At 38.2% G+C, this 16,458-nt stretch carries 14 protein-coding genes; 10 read left to right on the plus strand and 4 right to left on the minus strand.

The features are described 5' to 3' along the window. Positions 1-55: 55 nt before the first annotated feature. Complete coding sequence (locus AB657_RS06025) at positions 56-2,116, minus strand: S9 family peptidase (protein WP_047245670.1); 2,061 nt, start codon at positions 2,114-2,116, stop codon at positions 56-58. Positions 2,117-2,264: 148 nt separating this feature from the next. Here AB657_RS06025 and AB657_RS06030 point away from each other — a divergent pair, with 148 nt between their 5' ends. Further along, the gene (locus tag AB657_RS06030; protein WP_047245671.1) at positions 2,265-2,591 is read left to right on the plus strand and encodes a YbaB/EbfC family nucleoid-associated protein; all 327 of its coding nucleotides are present in this window, start codon (positions 2,265-2,267) and stop codon (positions 2,589-2,591) included. A 30-nt stretch (positions 2,592-2,621) separates the two neighbouring features. Next, entirely contained in the window at positions 2,622-3,074 is a 453-nt protein-coding gene (locus AB657_RS06035; RefSeq protein WP_047245672.1) for a thioredoxin family protein, read from the plus strand. A gap of 75 nt (positions 3,075-3,149) precedes the next feature. Here AB657_RS06035 and AB657_RS06040 read toward each other — a convergent pair whose 3' ends face one another. After that, entirely contained in the window at positions 3,150-4,250 is a 1,101-nt protein-coding gene (locus AB657_RS06040) for an OmpA family protein (protein WP_047245673.1), read from the minus strand. A gap of 152 nt (positions 4,251-4,402) precedes the next feature. Between AB657_RS06040 and AB657_RS06045 the strand changes: the two genes are divergently transcribed. Continuing rightward, on the plus strand, positions 4,403-4,720 hold the full coding sequence (locus AB657_RS06045) for a YegP family protein (RefSeq protein WP_047245674.1): 318 nt from the start codon (positions 4,403-4,405) through the stop codon (positions 4,718-4,720). Here AB657_RS06045 and AB657_RS06050 read toward each other — a convergent pair. Next, complete coding sequence (locus AB657_RS06050; protein ID WP_047245675.1) at positions 4,715-5,737, minus strand: threonine aldolase family protein; 1,023 nt, start codon at positions 5,735-5,737, stop codon at positions 4,715-4,717. The two genes, AB657_RS06045 and AB657_RS06050, sit on opposite strands and share 6 nt — an antisense overlap. Positions 5,738-5,757: 20 nt before the next feature. Further along, positions 5,758-8,166, minus strand: coding sequence for a zinc-dependent metalloprotease (locus tag AB657_RS06055; RefSeq protein ID WP_047247837.1), 2,409 nt, complete (start codon positions 8,164-8,166; stop codon positions 5,758-5,760). Positions 8,167-8,365: 199 nt separating this feature from the next. Here AB657_RS06055 and AB657_RS06060 point away from each other — a divergent pair, with 199 nt between their 5' ends. The 7 genes from AB657_RS06060 to AB657_RS06090 all read left to right on the plus strand — a co-directional run bounded on the left by AB657_RS06060 (position 8,366) and on the right by AB657_RS06090 (position 16,321). Next, complete coding sequence (locus tag AB657_RS06060) at positions 8,366-9,829, plus strand: circularly permuted type 2 ATP-grasp protein (RefSeq protein WP_047245676.1); 1,464 nt, start codon at positions 8,366-8,368, stop codon at positions 9,827-9,829. Between the two features lie 8 nt (positions 9,830-9,837). Continuing rightward, positions 9,838-10,785, plus strand: a complete 948-nt coding sequence (locus AB657_RS06065; RefSeq protein ID WP_047245677.1) for an alpha-E domain-containing protein — start codon at positions 9,838-9,840, stop codon at positions 10,783-10,785. 43 nt (positions 10,786-10,828) lie between these two features. Next, positions 10,829-11,695, plus strand: a complete 867-nt coding sequence (locus AB657_RS06070) for a transglutaminase-like domain-containing protein (RefSeq protein ID WP_047245678.1) — start codon at positions 10,829-10,831, stop codon at positions 11,693-11,695. Between the two features lie 65 nt (positions 11,696-11,760). Next, a protein-coding gene (gene prfB, locus AB657_RS06075; protein ID WP_232304850.1) for a peptide chain release factor 2 occupies positions 11,761-12,862 on the plus strand; the annotation gives its coding sequence in 2 pieces (ribosomal slippage) (positions 11,761-11,826 and positions 11,828-12,862; 1,101 coding nt in all). 24 nt (positions 12,863-12,886) lie between these two features. Next, on the plus strand, positions 12,887-13,231 hold the full coding sequence (arsC, locus tag AB657_RS06080; RefSeq protein ID WP_047245680.1) for an arsenate reductase (glutaredoxin): 345 nt from the start codon (positions 12,887-12,889) through the stop codon (positions 13,229-13,231). 83 nt (positions 13,232-13,314) lie between these two features. After that, complete coding sequence (locus AB657_RS06085; protein WP_047245681.1) at positions 13,315-13,821, plus strand: hypothetical protein; 507 nt, start codon at positions 13,315-13,317, stop codon at positions 13,819-13,821. Between the two features lie 4 nt (positions 13,822-13,825). Beyond that, positions 13,826-16,321, plus strand: a complete 2,496-nt coding sequence (locus AB657_RS06090) for a TonB-dependent receptor domain-containing protein (protein WP_047245682.1) — start codon at positions 13,826-13,828, stop codon at positions 16,319-16,321. Positions 16,322-16,458 lie beyond the last annotated feature (137 nt).

Genomic DNA, 16,458 nt, shown 5'->3' on the forward strand with positions numbered 1-16,458 from the left:
TTAGCAAATTTTATTTTATTTGCTAAAATTCCGTTACAAATCTACTATTTTTTTTCTACAGTAATATTTTTCTCTCTAAATCTAATAGAAAAGCATACTCTTTTGCGGTCTCCCGTAAAGCTTCGAACCTTCCTGAAGCCCCACCATGCCCTGCTTCCATATTAATATGGAACAATAAAATATTTTCATCCGTTTTTAGATCTCTTAGCTTTGCCACCCACTTTGCTGGCTCAAAATACTGCACTTGAGAGTCATGTAGCCCTGTTGTTACCAGCATATTTGGATAATCTTGGGGCTTTACATTGTCATAGGGAGAATACGATTTCATGTACTCATAATATTCCAATTGGTTCGGGTTTCCCCATTCATCATATTCCCCTGTAGTTAGCGGAATAGAATCATCTAACATTGTGGTTACCACATCTACAAAAGGAACCGCAGCTATAATACCGTTATAAAGTTCCGGTGCCATGTTGACTATAGCACCCATGAGCAATCCGCCGGCAGAACCTCCCATTGCATATAAGTGATCGGGACTGGTCATTTCCTCGGAAATAAGATACTTTGAGCAATCTATAAAATCGGTAAACGTATTTTTCTTTTTCAACAGTTTTCCGTCCTCATACCATGGGCGCCCCAAATACTCACCCCCACGAACATGGGTAATGGCATAGGCAAACCCTCTATCCAGCAGACTGAGCCTTACGGTAGAAAAATACGGGTCTATGGTATAACCATAAGATCCGTAGGCATATTGTAGTACCGGTGTTTCTTTTGAAAGTGGAAAATTCTTATGGTGTACAATGGAAATAGGAACCTTTACCCCATCAGTCGCAGTTGCCCATATTCGTTTTTCCACGTAATTCTCCTTCTTAAAGGTACCCCCGAGAACTTCTTGTTCTTTTTTAACCTCTTTCTCTTTCGTTGCCATATTAAAATCTATGACAGAGCTTGGGGTCGTTAAGGAGTTATAGGAATACCTAAGCAGTTGTGTATCAAAATCAGGGTTGTTTCCAACGTAAGCGGTATACGTTTCACTATTAAATGGAAGGTAATACGCATCAGCACCGTCCCAACGTACTATTTTTATCTGGTTTAACCCATTTTTACGTTCAGAAAGCACATAGTAGTCCTTGAAAATTTCTATATCGTTCAACAACACATCTTCTCTATGCCCAATAAACTCTTGCCAATGTTCAGAACCGGTATTCTCTTCACCCACCTTCATCAATTTAAAATTGGTGGCACCGTCCTTATTCGTTAATATATAAAAGAACTCACCGTAATGGGCAATAGAATATTCCAATCCTCGCTTTCTTGGTGAAAAAATCTTAAAACCCGCTTCCGGTTTATCCAACGACATGATCTGAAACTCTGATGTTAGAGTACTATGCGAGCCAATTACAATGTATTTCTTCGATTTTGTTTTGTAGATAAAAGTGCTAAAGGTTTCGTCCTTTTCATGAAAAACCAGTTCGTCATCATCGACCGGAGTACCGAGAACATGCTTATAAATTTTGTCGGAGCGTAAAGTGACCGGATCCTTTTTTGTGTAAAAGAACGTTTTATTATCATTAGTCCATACGCCACCACCGGTCGTATTTTCGATCTTATCGCCGTAAACTTCTCCGGTCTCCAAATTTTTTACCCTAAGAACATATTGCCTACGAGATACGGTATCTACGCCAAATACCCCTAATTTATTATCAGGACTGACAGATATACCCCCCAAGCTAAAATAATCGTGCCCCTTGGCCATCTCGTTACAGTCGAAAATTGTTTCTTCTTCCGCATCCAAACTCCACTTAAACCGTGTATAGATAGGGTATTCTTTTCCTGTTTCATATCTAGTCTTGTACCAGTAGCCATTTAATTTATAAGGAACAGAAGAATCATCTTCTTTGATCCTACCCTTCATTTCGTTAAAAAGTATATCTTGAAATGCCTTGGTATGCGAAGTCATTTGATCATAATACTCATTCTCGCTCTTTAAATATGAAATAACTTCTGGGTCTTCCCTGTCGTTCAACCAATAATAATCGTCCAATCTTACATCATTATGTGTAACCAATTGTTTGGTTATCTTTTTAGCTCTTGGAGCTTTTATTTTGTTCATTTAAATCTAGATAATGTTATAACAAGCAAATGCAAAAATAAAACTAAATACCGGGAGGCTATAGGGTGTATCGAATTGATTTTAATCATTAAACCTGTATCCGCTCAATTTACTACTTTTACACCCTAAACACATAAATTTATCAACTATGTTCGGAGATATGATGGGAATGATGGGCAAGCTTAAAGAGACCCAGCAAAAAGTAGAAGCCACAAAAAAAAGAATGGATACCGTTATGTTGGAGGAAAAAAATTCTGACGGATCATTAACGGTCACAATTACAGCAAATAGGGAAATAAAGAAAATTGAAATTGCCGATAGCCTTTTAGAGGACAAAGAACAATTGGAAGACTATTTGATACTCACCATAAACAAGGCAATAGCGCAAGCCACCAAGGTCAACGAAACAGAACTTGCCGCCGTAGCAAAGGAAGGCATGCCCAATATTCCGGGAATGGATTCGTTATTTAAGTAATAAAGGTCGTTACCCTTAAATAACAAAACAATGAAAAAAGTGATATTACTTTTATTTCTTCCATGCTTATTGATGGCACAAGAAATAAAGGCGCAGCCCAGCAATATAGAATGGCAGTATAATTTGGACACGGCTATTGAAAAAGCGAAAAAACAAGATAAAAAGGTGTTGGTATATTTTACCGGAAGTGATTGGTGTGCCCCGTGTAAAATGCTAAAAAAAGACCTTTTTGAAACTACGGAGTTCAATGATGTTTCAGATAATTATATTTGGGTCTATATAGATATGCCTCGAAACCAAGATTTGCTAACACCCGATCAATTATCGTACAACAAACAAATGGTTTCAAAACTCAATAAAAGAAAAGTATTCCCCTTGTTTCAAGTTTTAAACAAAAAGGGAAAGGTATTGGACGAATATTCGGGCTACGCAATGAACGGCGATATTAGATACCACATGCAACTCCTTAAAAAGTATTTATAAAAAAAGGCTTTCCAGATTGGAAAGCCTTTTTTATTACGGGAACTATTGGGGGAACTTTGTTAGGGCAAATTCTGCTTACTGATTTATTAACCTAAACTCTGTTCTTCTGTTAACGGAGTGTTCTCTTTCTGTACAAGAAACTCCTTCTTTACATCTATTCTTAATTCTTGTTTCACCATAACCATTGGCTACCAACAAGCTAGAGTTTACACCTTTGCTTATTAAATAATCGGCTACCGCCTTAGCCCTTCTTTCAGACAAATCTTGGTTAAAAGAAGCATTGCCCCTTACGTCTGTATGGGAAGCGATTTCTAATTTAGCTCCAGGATTTTGCTTTAAAACAGGCATTAAACGGGTATCAATGATCGTTTTGGCCTCTGCAGTTAATGTAGCACTTCCTAAATTCCAGTTAATAGGTAAAGCTTGGTACTCTACTAAAGCACACTCAACTTCTCTCCAAGTAGTAAGTCCACCTTTTTCTTTCAACACCTCTTTAGTGATGGTTTTTGTTACTGCAGGTACAATTTCTTCAACAGTGTAAGCATCTTTATCCAAAACCGTTTTAGTAATTGTCTTATACTCCGCTGGAATAATCTCCTCTACCACTTTGGCAGGCTCCAACAAAACTCTTTTGGTATAAGAACCATTTTCTGATGGAATAGGGGTTTTAACGGTAGATGCGTCAGAAGCCAAAACTTCTGTATCCACGTTCACAAATTCTGCAGGGTACCCTTTGTAACACCAATACCTACAATCATCCGGATTTCCAGATTCACAATCAGGTGCGGGCGCCCCTAATTCCCATTGGGCGTATGCCGGCTTAATCTCTATTGTTTCAGAGCTTGGCCTAAAGGTAGAAGGAACTACTTTTAAAGTGTTTCCACCTTCTTTAGATACATAAGTTACGGTCTCTGTACCCCATTTTGCCGGAACCACGGTTAACTTTTTACCTTCTTCCTTTACCAGAACACGTTCTGTGACAGTTTTGTAAGTTGCAGGTACGGTTTTTAAGACCTTATAGGCCGGTTTAACCGTTACCGTTACGGTTTCATTGACATAAACGTCCGGAGTAGTACAACGAACATAACATTTTCCCGGCTCGGGATCGGCGGGCAAATCTTGCGCCATTGCAACAGACGCGGTAACAAATGTGAAAAGAAATAATACTTTTTTCATAATGGCTGATCTTTAATTAATCATTAGTGTTTATAATGTTTAAGAAACAGACATTTCTAAATGGTCACATTTTTTTTAAGATTTTTTTTAGAAAATTAAAATATGGCCTCAAAAAAATATTAATTGACTATCTTTAATAGAAAGATATTCTTATGATAGAAGTTGGTAAAATTGACAACCAAGGTTACCGGTTCACGGTAAAATCAGAAACGGGACAGACGCTATTGGAAAGTATTATTTTTGAAAAAAGAGAGATACTGGAGACCACTTTAAAAGCCCTAAAAACAACCCCCTCCTCAAAACGTTTTGAGCGAAAAACGAATTTTGAAGGTAAATTTCTTTTCAACCTTACAAACGAACAGGGCCGTATTATAGGTAACAGTGGCCTTTACACTTCTGAGGCCGGAATGGAAAATGGCATTAAAAACCTGAAGAACATTCTCGGCCAAGGAAAAGAAATTAAATTATAGTTTTTTAATCACCTCCATAAAGCGATTGTGCATATCATCGGTATAATCTAAATGGGTCACCATTCTCAACTTACCTTGCCCCATACTTATTATATATATATTCTTTTCCTCTAACTTGGATGTAAATTCAGAACTGGTCATATAATTTTCGTCTATTTCAAAAATTACAATATTCGTCTCTACAGGCTCTACTTTTTTAATATAGTTTAACCCTAAAAGCAACTCTCCTATTTCTTTTGCCCTTAAGTGGTCTTCGGCCAACCTTTCTATATGGTGGTCCAAGGCATAGGTGCCGGCCGCCGCCAAGAACCCCGACTGCCTCATACCCCCACCAAGTATTTTTCGAATTCTGACCGCATCATGAATCGTTTTGGCATCCCCTACGAGAACAGACCCTACAGGACACCCTAATCCTTTACTAAGGCATACACTTATGGTATCAAAAACAGCCCCATACTGCTCTGGTGTTTCGTTTTTTGCCACCAAAGCATTCCATAAACGGGCTCCGTCCAAATGGTATGCCAAACCGTGGTTTTTACAAACGTCCGCTATTTTCTTGAGCTCCCTAAAATCCCAACAGGCACCACCTCCTTTATTCGTGGTATTTTCAATACAAACAAGTGAGGTTAACGGACTATGATAAAAATCGGGAGGATTAATGGCATCCTCCACTTGACCTGCGGTCATCATTCCACGATTACCATCTACCAGTCTACAGGACACCCCGCTATTAAAACTCGCCCCACCCCCTTCATAATTGAACACATGGGCATATTTATCGCAAATAAGCTGTTCCCCTGGTCGCGTATGCAGTTTGATCGCCGTTTGATTGGTCATGGTGCCACTTGGAAAAAACAACGCGGCTTCCTTTCCGAACAATTTGGCCGTTTTTTCTTCCAACTTATTTACAGATGGATCATTTTTAAATACATCATCACCTACTTCTGCATACATCATGGCATCTAACATGCCAGGTGTAGGTTTTGTAACCGTATCACTAATAAGATTTATTTTCATGTTATAATGAAGGTCAAATTTTAATGAAAGCAGTCCATTCCTATAGGTGAACCATCGGGAATTTTTGGAGAAGGTACCACCTTAAATGTTTCTGGATACTCGTAGAAATTATTTATTCTTCTGGCAATTTCTCCCTTTATAGGGTCTTTCATAGCTTCCTGTGCAGCGGAAAGATTTAATTTTTGAAGATATTGGTTAGCGATAGCATTTACCTGAGGGTGCACCTTATCGCTTGCAGCAAGATTCATTATATAAAACAATACCCTAAAATTGATATTTTGTTGTACCTCGTTCTTGTAAGGGTCTTTATGCTTTTTATCAAAAGTATTGGATACCACTTCTTGTAATACCTCTTGTAAACCAATGTTATTGGGATCTAAGGCTTTTTGTTGAATTAACCTAGAGGCTCTTTCTGGATGTAAAAGCAATTCTAAGGTCATATCTGCAGCAGTTTCCGGAGCTGATAATGCATCAAAGGCAACTCCTGTTTTTCCTTTTAAAGACTCTCTTGTTCTTCCATAACCAATGGATCTAGGAGGAAAAAGGGACAATTTTTCTTTTGGTATCGCAATTTCTTCAGCGTCCAAGGTCAGTAATACTGCCTTTAACGCCTGTTCTTGGCTCTTTTTGTCTACAGGAGCAACGGTCAACTGCCCGTCTCCCTTTACCGTATAGTTATAATCCAAGCCACCGACTACCTTTGTAGCCGCTTCTGTTTGGTACCTATGAAAAAAGTATAAAGGCGCAAACACATCTTCCAATACAGAATTTGGTTCGTTGGTTTTAATATTATCTATAGAAAAATTGGAAATGGCCGTTTTTCTGACACCCAACATAGCCTTAAGTTCATCACTAATAGATTTTCCGTTGTCCCATAAATGGGCATAGGCATGCGCCCCTCCCATTGGTCTTGCGTCTTGGTCAGATATATATCTTAGACCTTTGGCCGAGGCATCTTCCAAAATTTTGTTCAAGGCCTCTCGTTCATCGGTTCCTTCAGGAAAAACACTATAGGCGTAAGCCACCGTTACCTTGTCCCACTCCCCAATACCGGTGTCATATGCATCGGTAAAATCTATTTCCCCATTTTTTAATGAAAATTGTGGATGTGGGTAATCCATTACAGATGCCCTATTATTGGTACTAGCGGCAAAGTTATGGGCAAAACCCAAGGTATGCCCTATTTCATGAGCCGATAACTGACGGATACGTGCCAGAGCCAAATCTAACATTGTTTTATAATTATCGTCACGTTCCGCAAAAGGTTTGTTCATTAAGGCCTGTGCTATTAAAAAGTCTTGACGAATTCGCAAACTACCCAAACTTACATGCCCCTTAATTATTTCTCCTGTTCTTGGGTCGGCCACACTTGCCCCATAGCTCCACCCTCTTGTAGATCTATGTACCCATTGTATAACGTTGTACCTTATATCTAACGGGTCGGCATCGTCCGGCAACATCTTTACTTGAAACGCATTTTTGAAACCAATAGCTTCAAAAGCTTGGTTCCACCATCTGCCACCATCCAATAGGGCAGACCTTACAGGTTCTGGCGTACCATTGTCCAAATAATAAATAATGGGCTCAACGGCCTCACTAACCTCTAGATCAGGATTTTTTTTCTCTAAACGATGGCGCGGAATAAATCTTTTAATCAACGATTCCTCTACAGGTGTCGCATAATCATAGTAAGAAAAAGGATAAGCCCCCGATCTAGGATCAAAAGCCCGTTTTTTAAATCCGTCGTCGGGTAGTTCTATAAAAGAGTAATGTTGCGCTACCGTTATTAAACCTGGAGTAGGCACCACACTTCTTACATAACTTCCTTTAGGGCTCCCTTTAAAGGTCATGGTAACATCGAACTCTATATTTTTTGGAAAGGCTTTGGTCCTATCCAAGTCAATAGCACTTTTCTCTTTGTCCAAAGAATAATTACCTTGATCGCTACGTTGTAACCTGGCAGACACGCCATGTGTGTCTTGCATTAAAAAGTTGGTAATATCGATTACATAAACCCCGTTTTTTTGTTCTTCGATAGGAAAACCGAACAAAACGGACTTTGCAAAGGCCTGTTCTACTGATTTTTTTTCAAGCTCATTATCGGTCAATGCCCTAAATTTTAAATTAGGCTGAACCAACAGAAGTTTGTTTCCCGCCTTTCTAAAGAATACCACCCGCTCATTACCCAATTGCCCCCTATCAAGGCCAATATCATTACTTCCTATTCCACTGCTCAATGAGGATACATAAAGAAATTCTTTCTCAAGGTCCTTCACCTCTAGAAATATTTTATCGTTGCCTTCGTCATAATAGAAGTCAAAAAATCCTTCATATTTTTCAAAATTCTTCTTTTTTTCAGAGAACTGTGCAGATACAAAGACCGCACAAAAAAGGGTAAGGGTCAAAAATAACGGTAGCGCTTTTTTCATGGTCATAATTGGTTTTAGCATTAAAAATATGCAAATTCTAGTTAATACTTTTTATAGTGGGCCACCAAAACCAAAAAACAGGATTTAAATAAAAATTCGTGTTTTAATTATTGAAAACGAAATATTCGAGTCCTATTAATATTAAAATATCATATGTTTTTAACAGAATAAAAATTACCTTTTAGGAAAACTAAATTGTATGACCAACATCAAAAATCAAATTTTCTCATCCTATCAAAAAAACCCTGATTTATATGATGAAATTTATGATGATGAAGGGAAGGTAAAAGCTGTTTACCAAAAATTATTCGATATTTATGGAGGGCATTCCATCCAAGATTATGTAAATCTAAATTCAAAGGCAAAATCCTCATTTTTTAATCAAGGTATAACCTTTCAGGTCTACGGGGAAGACAATGTACAGGAAAAGATTTTCCCATTTGACCTTTTTCCCCGGATTATAGATTACGATGAATGGGAAATTATAGAAAAAGGTTCTATTCAGAGAAGCAAGGCCTTAAATCTATTTTTATGGGATATTTACCATGACAAGAACATTCTTCGTGAAAACATTGTTCCCTTAGAACTTATCACCTCGTCGGTAAACTATCTAGACCAAATGAACGGTATAGATCCTCCGGGCGGCATTTACAACCACATTTCGGGAACCGACATCATTAAGCACAAAGACGGCAAATACTATGTATTGGAAGACAATATTAGGTGCCCTTCGGGGGTAAGTTATGTAATTTGCAACCGAACAGCCCTAAAAAGAGCTTTGTTCGGCGTATTCAACCATTACAAAACACATACCGTTACAAATTATGCAGAAAACCTTTTAGACCTTTTGGAGTCTGTTAAACCCAAAGGGGTAGATATACCCAATTGTGTAGTCATTACCCCGGGCATGTACAACTCGGCCTTTTACGAACATTCTTATTTGGCAAAGACCATGGGTGTTGAGCTAGTTGAAGGTAGAGACCTTTTCGTCGAGAACGACTTTGTTTATATGAAAACAATCCAAGGACCAGAAAAGGTAGATGTTATCTACCGTCGTATCGATGATAGTTTTCTAGACCCTTTAGAGTTTAGGCCAGATTCCGCATTAGGGGTACCCGGACTATTCTCAGCATACAAAAAAGGCAACGTAACCTTGGCAAATGCCCCTGGCACAGGAGTTGCCGACGACAAAGCAGTATACACCTACATGCCAGAAATCATAAGATACTACCTTGGGGAAGAACCCATCTTAAACAATGTACACACCTATCATTGTAGTAGACCGTCAGAATTGGAGTATGTTCTTGACAATATAAAAGACCTTGTAATAAAACCCGTAGACGAGGCCGGCGGTTATGGTATTTCTATTGGAGACAGTTTGAGCAAAGAAGAAATAGAAAAGGTTAGAAAACAGATAAAGGAATGCCCAAGAAAATATGTTGCCCAACCCATCATGTCTTTATCGGTGCACCCTACCTACATAGATAAAAGTGAATCTTTTGAGCAACGCCATGTAGACCTTAGGACCTTTACAATTTTAGGAGAGGACAAGCAATTTGTACTAAAGGGCGGATTAACAAGAGTGGCCCTAAAAAAAGGAAATCTAATAGTAAACTCTTCTCAAGGAGGTGGGTCAAAAGATACCTGGGTACTAAAAAAATAATAAATCATATGTTAGCAAGAGTAGCCAACAATCTTTTTTGGATGGGCCGTTATATCGAACGTTCCGAACATATAGCACGGTACATGAACGTTAATTATTTTTCTTCGTTAGATGCCCCCAATCAACTGTCGCAAGATCGCCAATTTGTATTGAGATCTATGTTGTTCATGGTTGGAGAACCGGAAAAAGACAATAACATAATATTAAAGGAAGAGGACATTCTATATAAGATAGGCCTTGACCCCAATTTTGAATTTTCAATATTGAACAATGTAAAACAAGCTAGGGAAAATGCCAATAGCGCCAGAGACCTGATTTCAACGGAACTCTATGAGGCCATCAATAAATTTTACCATTTTGTGCTGAATTACCCTAGAGAAATATTTGTTAAAAGTGGATTGTATGACTTTACCACCAATATTTCGGAAATGAGCGCAATTTTAAGGGGAAAAATAAGGGGAACCCTTCTGCACGATTCTATTTATGCCATTATTTTAATGGGTGTCAATATAGAAAGAGCCACGCAGGTTACACGTATGATAAACGCAAAATACAACGACGCATTGTTGACCCATGGAGACAACAATGTACTCTTTAGCAAAAGTGCCGAATGGGCCACCTTACTAAAATGTGCGGAATCTTATGATATGATGAGAAGAATTTATAAAAAAACCCCGACCAGCATTTCCACTCTAGAGTTTTTGATTCTGAATCCAAACTGCCCTCGATCGGTCATGAATTCACTTAATCAAGTCTATCGGCATGTAAAAATATTGAACCCCAAAAAAAGATATGATAAAAACTCCACCACTTTCTTAATTGGAAGGGTGCGCGCAGAATACCAGTATAAATATATAGAAGAAATAGAGCAAGACATTAAATCCCTTATTGAAAACATACTCAAAAGTCTAAACGACATAAGCAATAAGATAAATGAAGAGTTCTTTAATTATTAGAGAATTAAATAATCTATTTTTGTAACAATAATGCAGAAAGTTTATGTCGAAAGAATATACTGTTACCTATACAGCCGAAAACACGTATGAAAATTGGGTCGATGATGCTTTTTGGCAATTTTTGATTATTCCGGAAGAGAATGAAACGCAAGATTTGGTCTCTATCGATTTCACAAATTCCATACATGCCATAAACCAGTTTTCCATTAACGGTTACGGCTTTAATACCATTCGACTACATACCAGAAAAAAATTCAAAGAAATATCATTTAAAGCTACTTTTAAAATTATAAAATCTTTTCAGGACAATACCCGAACACCATCTACCCCATCAATGGAGGAATATTCCAGATTGGCATCTACGACAGATTTCAAAGTAGATTTCGAAAAATATCTTAGGGAAACACGTCTTACCTCGATCCCCAATTCAAAAACAGGCCTTTTTGAATTTATCCCCTCTCTATCTATCTATGAAAATTTGTTGGCCTTGAACAACTGGACCTACATATACCTACAATACACCGCCGGCGTTACAGATGTAAATACCACCCTAGACGAAATAATAGATAAAAAGCATGGGGTATGCCAAGATTTTACACACCTTTTCTGTGCGATATCAAAACTAAACGGAATACCAGCCAGATATGTTTCGGGTTATTTAAATCATGAAAGTGGCTTTTTTGGAGATTCTCAAATGCACGCATGGGCAGAAACGTATATACCTTCATTAGGATGGGTCGGATTTGACCCCACAAACAATATTGTAGCAGACCACAACCACATCAAAGTTAGCCATGGAAAGGATTATGATGACTGCTCACCTCTAAAAGGCGTTATTTATACCCAAGGATCCAACAAAACTTCACACTCCGTCTCGGTAGTAAGCCAGCAAAAGGCAGCACAACAATAAAACAGATATCAACAATTCCAAATTTGGTAAAAAAGAATACTATTTTTACCAGAAATTTTATCTAGATGAGTATAACTACAGACCACTATAAAGGTCTTATTGATCGCCTTGGTGCGTTAAGGAGGTATCTTTGACATTGATGCCAAACTTATAGAAATAGAAAACGAACAAGAGAAAACATTAGCTCCGGATTTTTGGGACAACCCCCAAGAAGCCCAGGCCCACATGAAATATATTCAGTCCAAAAAGAAATGGGTAGACGACTATAATGCGGCCAGTACTTTAGTTAACGACCTAGAGGTACTGATAGAATTTCAGCAAGAAGGCGAGGTATCTGAAGAAGAAGTAGACTTGCAATACAAAAAGGCTTTGGATGCGTTGGAAAAAATGGAGTTCAAGAACATGCTTTCAGAAGAAGGCGACGAACTGCCCGCAGTTTTGCAAATTACGGCAGGCGCCGGAGGTACAGAGAGTTGCGATTGGGCAGCAATGTTGATGCGCATGTACATGATGTGGGCCGAAAAAAATGGGTACAAGGTAAAAGAACTCAATTTTCAAGAAGGGGACGTTGCCGGTATTAAGACCGTAACATTAGAAATCGACGGAGAGTTTGCCTTTGGTTGGCTAAAAGGCGAAAATGGCGTACACCGTTTGGTACGTATCTCACCTTTCGACAGCAATGCAAAAAGGCACACCTCTTTTGTTTCGGTTTACGTGTACCCATTGGTGGACGATAGCATCGAAATTGATGTAAACCCAGCAGATATAACCATTACAACGGCTAGATCTAGTGGTGCCGGTGGGCAGAATGTAAATAAAGTGGAAACCAAAGTACAATTGGTACACCACCCCACGGGAATTCAAATTTCATGTTCCGATTCTAGAAGTCAGCACGATAACCGTGCCACGGCCATGAAAATGTTGAAATCCCAACTTTATGAAATAGAGCTGCGCAAGAAAATGGAAGCTCGACAAGAAATTGAGTCCTCAAAAATGAAAATAGAATGGGGCTCACAAATTAGAAATTATGTAATGCACCCCTATAAATTGGTAAAGGATGTTAGAACCGGAGAGGAAACAGGCAATGTAGATGCCGTATTGGATGGCGATATAGACGCGTTCTTAAAATCTTACCTAATGATGATGGGCCAAAAAGAAGAAGAATAAACTGTTTACACTAATTATACAACAATGATTAAGATATACCACAATCCAAGATGTAGAAAATCTAGGGAAGGATTAGAACTATTGGAAAAGTCTGGCAAGAAATTTGAAGTCAAAAGATATCTTGAAGATATACCTTCAAAAGAAGAGCTAAGGGAAGTTTTAAAGTGTCTTGGCATCACGGCCGAAAACCTGGTAAGAAAAAATGAAGCCATTTGGAAAGAAAATTACAGAAACAGACTCTTATCAGATGAAGATATATTGGACGCCATGATAAAACACCCCAAATTAATAGAAAGACCTATCGTCGTAAAAGATGGCAGGGCGGTCATAGGCAGACCTTCTGCCAACATAGAGAACCTGATTTCATAAATTTATGATTTAGGGGTCTCAACAATTAACAAATAATTAACCAATCATACTTAAACCAAAGTATAATTTCACAATCTAACGTTATGAAAAATATTTTAATACTTAGTCGTTTTAATGTTTTTGCCGTAGTACTATTATTATTTGCCGGCAGTGAAATTTATGGCCAATATGGTTACGGAGGTTATGGCTATGGAAGAGGAGGTTACGGTTATGGAAGACAGAGAACTGGTATTCCGCAAGCCCAAGAGACCCCCAAAGAAGAAGAGCCCAAAACAGCCGAAGAAATTGTTGATGCTGAAATGCCCTCTATTACCGAGGCGTTACAACTAAACGATTTTGAAAGTGCCGTATTAAGTTCTGTTTTAAAAAAATACGTTCAGGAAAGAATCGAAGCTCAAATTTTAAAGCTTCCACCTGAAAAAATGAGGGAAGTTTATGAAAACATTACCAAAAAACAAGACGAAGAACTAAGGGCCGGCCTGCCAGCCGATAAATATGAGGCTTTTGTTGAACTTCAAAAAAATGGAGTCGCGAAAACATTGAAAAAGAAGAAAAAACAAAAAAAGAAACAAAAGAAAAACAAAAACTAAACTAATGAAAAAACTTTTCCCTTTACTCCTGCTATTACTAACTTTCAACCCTATTATAAGTCAAAGACCAGGAGGAGGCCGGGAAAATGGCCAAACATCGATCAAAATCACCGGTACAGTACTGGACCAAGAAACAGGAGAACCTTTAGAATACGCAACCTTAGTTTTACAAGACGCACAAAACCCACAAAAAATCACTGGAGGCATTACGGACATGGACGGTAAATTTAGCGTCGAAACCACTCCGGGCAAATACAACATAAGAATAGAGTACATTTCTTATAAGTCGTATACCCTACCTAATCAAACCCTAAGCGAATCAAAAGATTTGGGTACGGTAAGATTAGCTTTGGATGTTGCTCAGCTAGAAGGAGTAGAAGTTGTCGGTGAAAAAACAACGGTAGAAGTACGGTTGGACAAGAAAATCTACAATATCGGCAAAGACCTTACCAATAGCGGGGCCACCATTACAGATGCCCTTAACAACGTACCCTCTGTAGATGTTGATGTAGAAGGGGCCATCAGTTTAAGAGGTAACGAAAATGTTAGAATATTGATAAACGGCAAACCATCTGCCCTTGCCGGATTTGGTTCTACGGACGCCCTTACACAATTGCCTGCAGATGCCATAGAAAAAGTAGAGGTTATCACAAGCCCCTCTGCACGTTATGATGCCGAGGGTACCGCCGGTATACTGAACATTGTGTTAAAGAAAGAAAAGACACTAGGTTTCAACGGTTCGGTAAACACAACCATTGGTTACCCCGTAAACAGTGGTATTTCCGCAAACGTAAATTTAAGAACCGATAAGTTCAATATCTTCAACACCACCGGATATAGTTATAGAGACGCACCCGGAAATGCCTTTTACGATAACACGTATACTTCTGGAACCTACGATAGGCTAATTGAAGACAGGGAATACAATAGGTTAAGAAAAGGGTTTAACACCAACTTAGGTTTAGAGTATTTCTTAACAGAAACTTCCTCTATTACAGGTAGTGTTTTCTACAGAACATCCGATAGTGAAGATGAAACCGAAAATACCAACAAGAGATATGTCGATAGCGCACTGAACAGTGAAACGTTTAGGACTGAAGACGAAAATGAGGATGATGAAAACTACCAGTTTTCATTAAACTATGTAAACAATCTGAACGAAGATGGTCAAAAATTAACAGTAGACCTACAATATTCTAAAGGTGACCAAAATAAAATTTCTATTATCGAGGAAAACAATACCATGCCCGATGAGAGTTTAATCGCATTAGAAAAGGTCTATGAAACAGAAATAGAAGACGAATACTTAGTTCAGGCAGATTATGTACTTCCGATGGGAGATGCACAATTTGAAGCAGGTTACAGAGGAACGTTCGAAAAAGATGCTACAGATTACCGTTTGGATTCTTTGAACCAAGATACCGGTCTGTTCGACATCAATAAAGATTTGACCAATATGTTCACCTATACAGAAAACGTAAATGCCCTGTATACCCAATACGGTAACAAATTCGGAAAATTTTCTTTCTTATTAGGATTACGATTAGAAAACACACAACTTAAAGGGGAATTGGATTCTGAATATGACAGTAGCGAACTAGAAGAACAATTTGGTGTAGACGTTGATTTAAATTTTGATAAAAATTACTTGGGACTTTTCCCTACGGTTAATTTCATATTTGAATTGGCGGATAATGAAAATATATCACTTGGTTATAACAGAAGAATCAATAGGCCAAGAGGTAGGTATGTAAACCCTTTTCCTTCCCGTTCAAGTAGAACCAATATTTTTCAGGGAAATCCTGATCTAGATCCAGCATATTCTAACGCTTTTGATGTTGGTTACTTAAAAAGATGGGACAAATTAACATTTACCTCTTCTATTTATTACCAAAGAGAGACCAACTCTTTTCAAAGCGTACAAGAAGAAACAGGACAAACAACTACCGATGGTATAGAAATAATTAGGACCATACCTATTAACCTGTCTACAAACGACAGAATCGGCGCTGAAGCGGGAATGCTTTACAACCCGACCAAATGGTTACGTTTAAATTCTAGTTTCAACTTTTTTAGATTCTCTACCGAAGGTGATTTTAACGGTGTAGATTATGGCGCAACCAATACAAGTTGGTTTGCAAGGTTCAGCTCTAAGGTGTCTTTACCTGCAAAAATAGATTGGCAGACGAATGCCTTTTATAGAGGGCCTTCACAAACTGCACAGACCGAATACAAAGGGATATTATCATTGAACCTTGCCTTTAGTAAAGATATACTGAACGACAACGGAACACTTTCTATGAACATTAGTGATTTATTGAACTCTAGAAAAAGAAAGTCCTACACCGAAACCGAATTCTTTACCTCCGATAGCGAATTTCAATGGAGACAAAGACAAATTACCTTAGGTTTCGTATATAGGTTCAATCAGCCAAAAGAACGTAACAGAGGCAACAATAGAGGTCCTGCAGAAGACATGGAGGAAGAAATAGAAGGTTAACAGTAAAAACCTCTATAAAAAAACGGGAAGCTATTCGCTTCCCGTTTTTTTATTATATACAATGTGATTTTGGTTCTTTTCTTTCTATAAATAAAAATCTACCACATAAACCTATAACTTATCAAAAAGTTCTTATG

The organism is Maribacter thermophilus, assembly GCF_001020565.1.
In the GTDB taxonomy this organism is placed as follows: Bacteria; Bacteroidota; Bacteroidia; order Flavobacteriales; family Flavobacteriaceae; genus Maribacter; species Maribacter thermophilus.

What these genes read in the sequence shown, in the direction of transcription:
- AB657_RS06025 (WP_047245670.1), bottom strand. Translation starts at nt 2,116, where the DNA reads ATGAACAAAATAAAAGCTCCAAGAGCTAAAAAGATAACCAAACAATTG.
- AB657_RS06030 (WP_047245671.1), top strand. Translation starts at nt 2,265, where the DNA reads ATGTTCGGAGATATGATGGGAATGATGGGCAAGCTTAAAGAGACCCAG.
- AB657_RS06035 (WP_047245672.1), top strand. Translation starts at nt 2,622, where the DNA reads ATGAAAAAAGTGATATTACTTTTATTTCTTCCATGCTTATTGATGGCA.
- AB657_RS06040 (WP_047245673.1), bottom strand. Translation starts at nt 4,250, where the DNA reads ATGAAAAAAGTATTATTTCTTTTCACATTTGTTACCGCGTCTGTTGCA.
- AB657_RS06045 (WP_047245674.1), top strand. Translation starts at nt 4,403, where the DNA reads ATGATAGAAGTTGGTAAAATTGACAACCAAGGTTACCGGTTCACGGTA.
- AB657_RS06050 (WP_047245675.1), bottom strand. Translation starts at nt 5,737, where the DNA reads ATGAAAATAAATCTTATTAGTGATACGGTTACAAAACCTACACCTGGC.
- AB657_RS06055 (WP_047247837.1), bottom strand. Translation starts at nt 8,166, where the DNA reads ATGAAAAAAGCGCTACCGTTATTTTTGACCCTTACCCTTTTTTGTGCG.
- AB657_RS06060 (WP_047245676.1), top strand. Translation starts at nt 8,366, where the DNA reads ATGACCAACATCAAAAATCAAATTTTCTCATCCTATCAAAAAAACCCT.
- AB657_RS06065 (WP_047245677.1), top strand. Translation starts at nt 9,838, where the DNA reads ATGTTAGCAAGAGTAGCCAACAATCTTTTTTGGATGGGCCGTTATATC.
- AB657_RS06070 (WP_047245678.1), top strand. Translation starts at nt 10,829, where the DNA reads ATGTCGAAAGAATATACTGTTACCTATACAGCCGAAAACACGTATGAA.
- arsC (WP_047245680.1), top strand. Translation starts at nt 12,887, where the DNA reads ATGATTAAGATATACCACAATCCAAGATGTAGAAAATCTAGGGAAGGA.
- AB657_RS06085 (WP_047245681.1), top strand. Translation starts at nt 13,315, where the DNA reads ATGAAAAATATTTTAATACTTAGTCGTTTTAATGTTTTTGCCGTAGTA.
- AB657_RS06090 (WP_047245682.1), top strand. Translation starts at nt 13,826, where the DNA reads ATGAAAAAACTTTTCCCTTTACTCCTGCTATTACTAACTTTCAACCCT.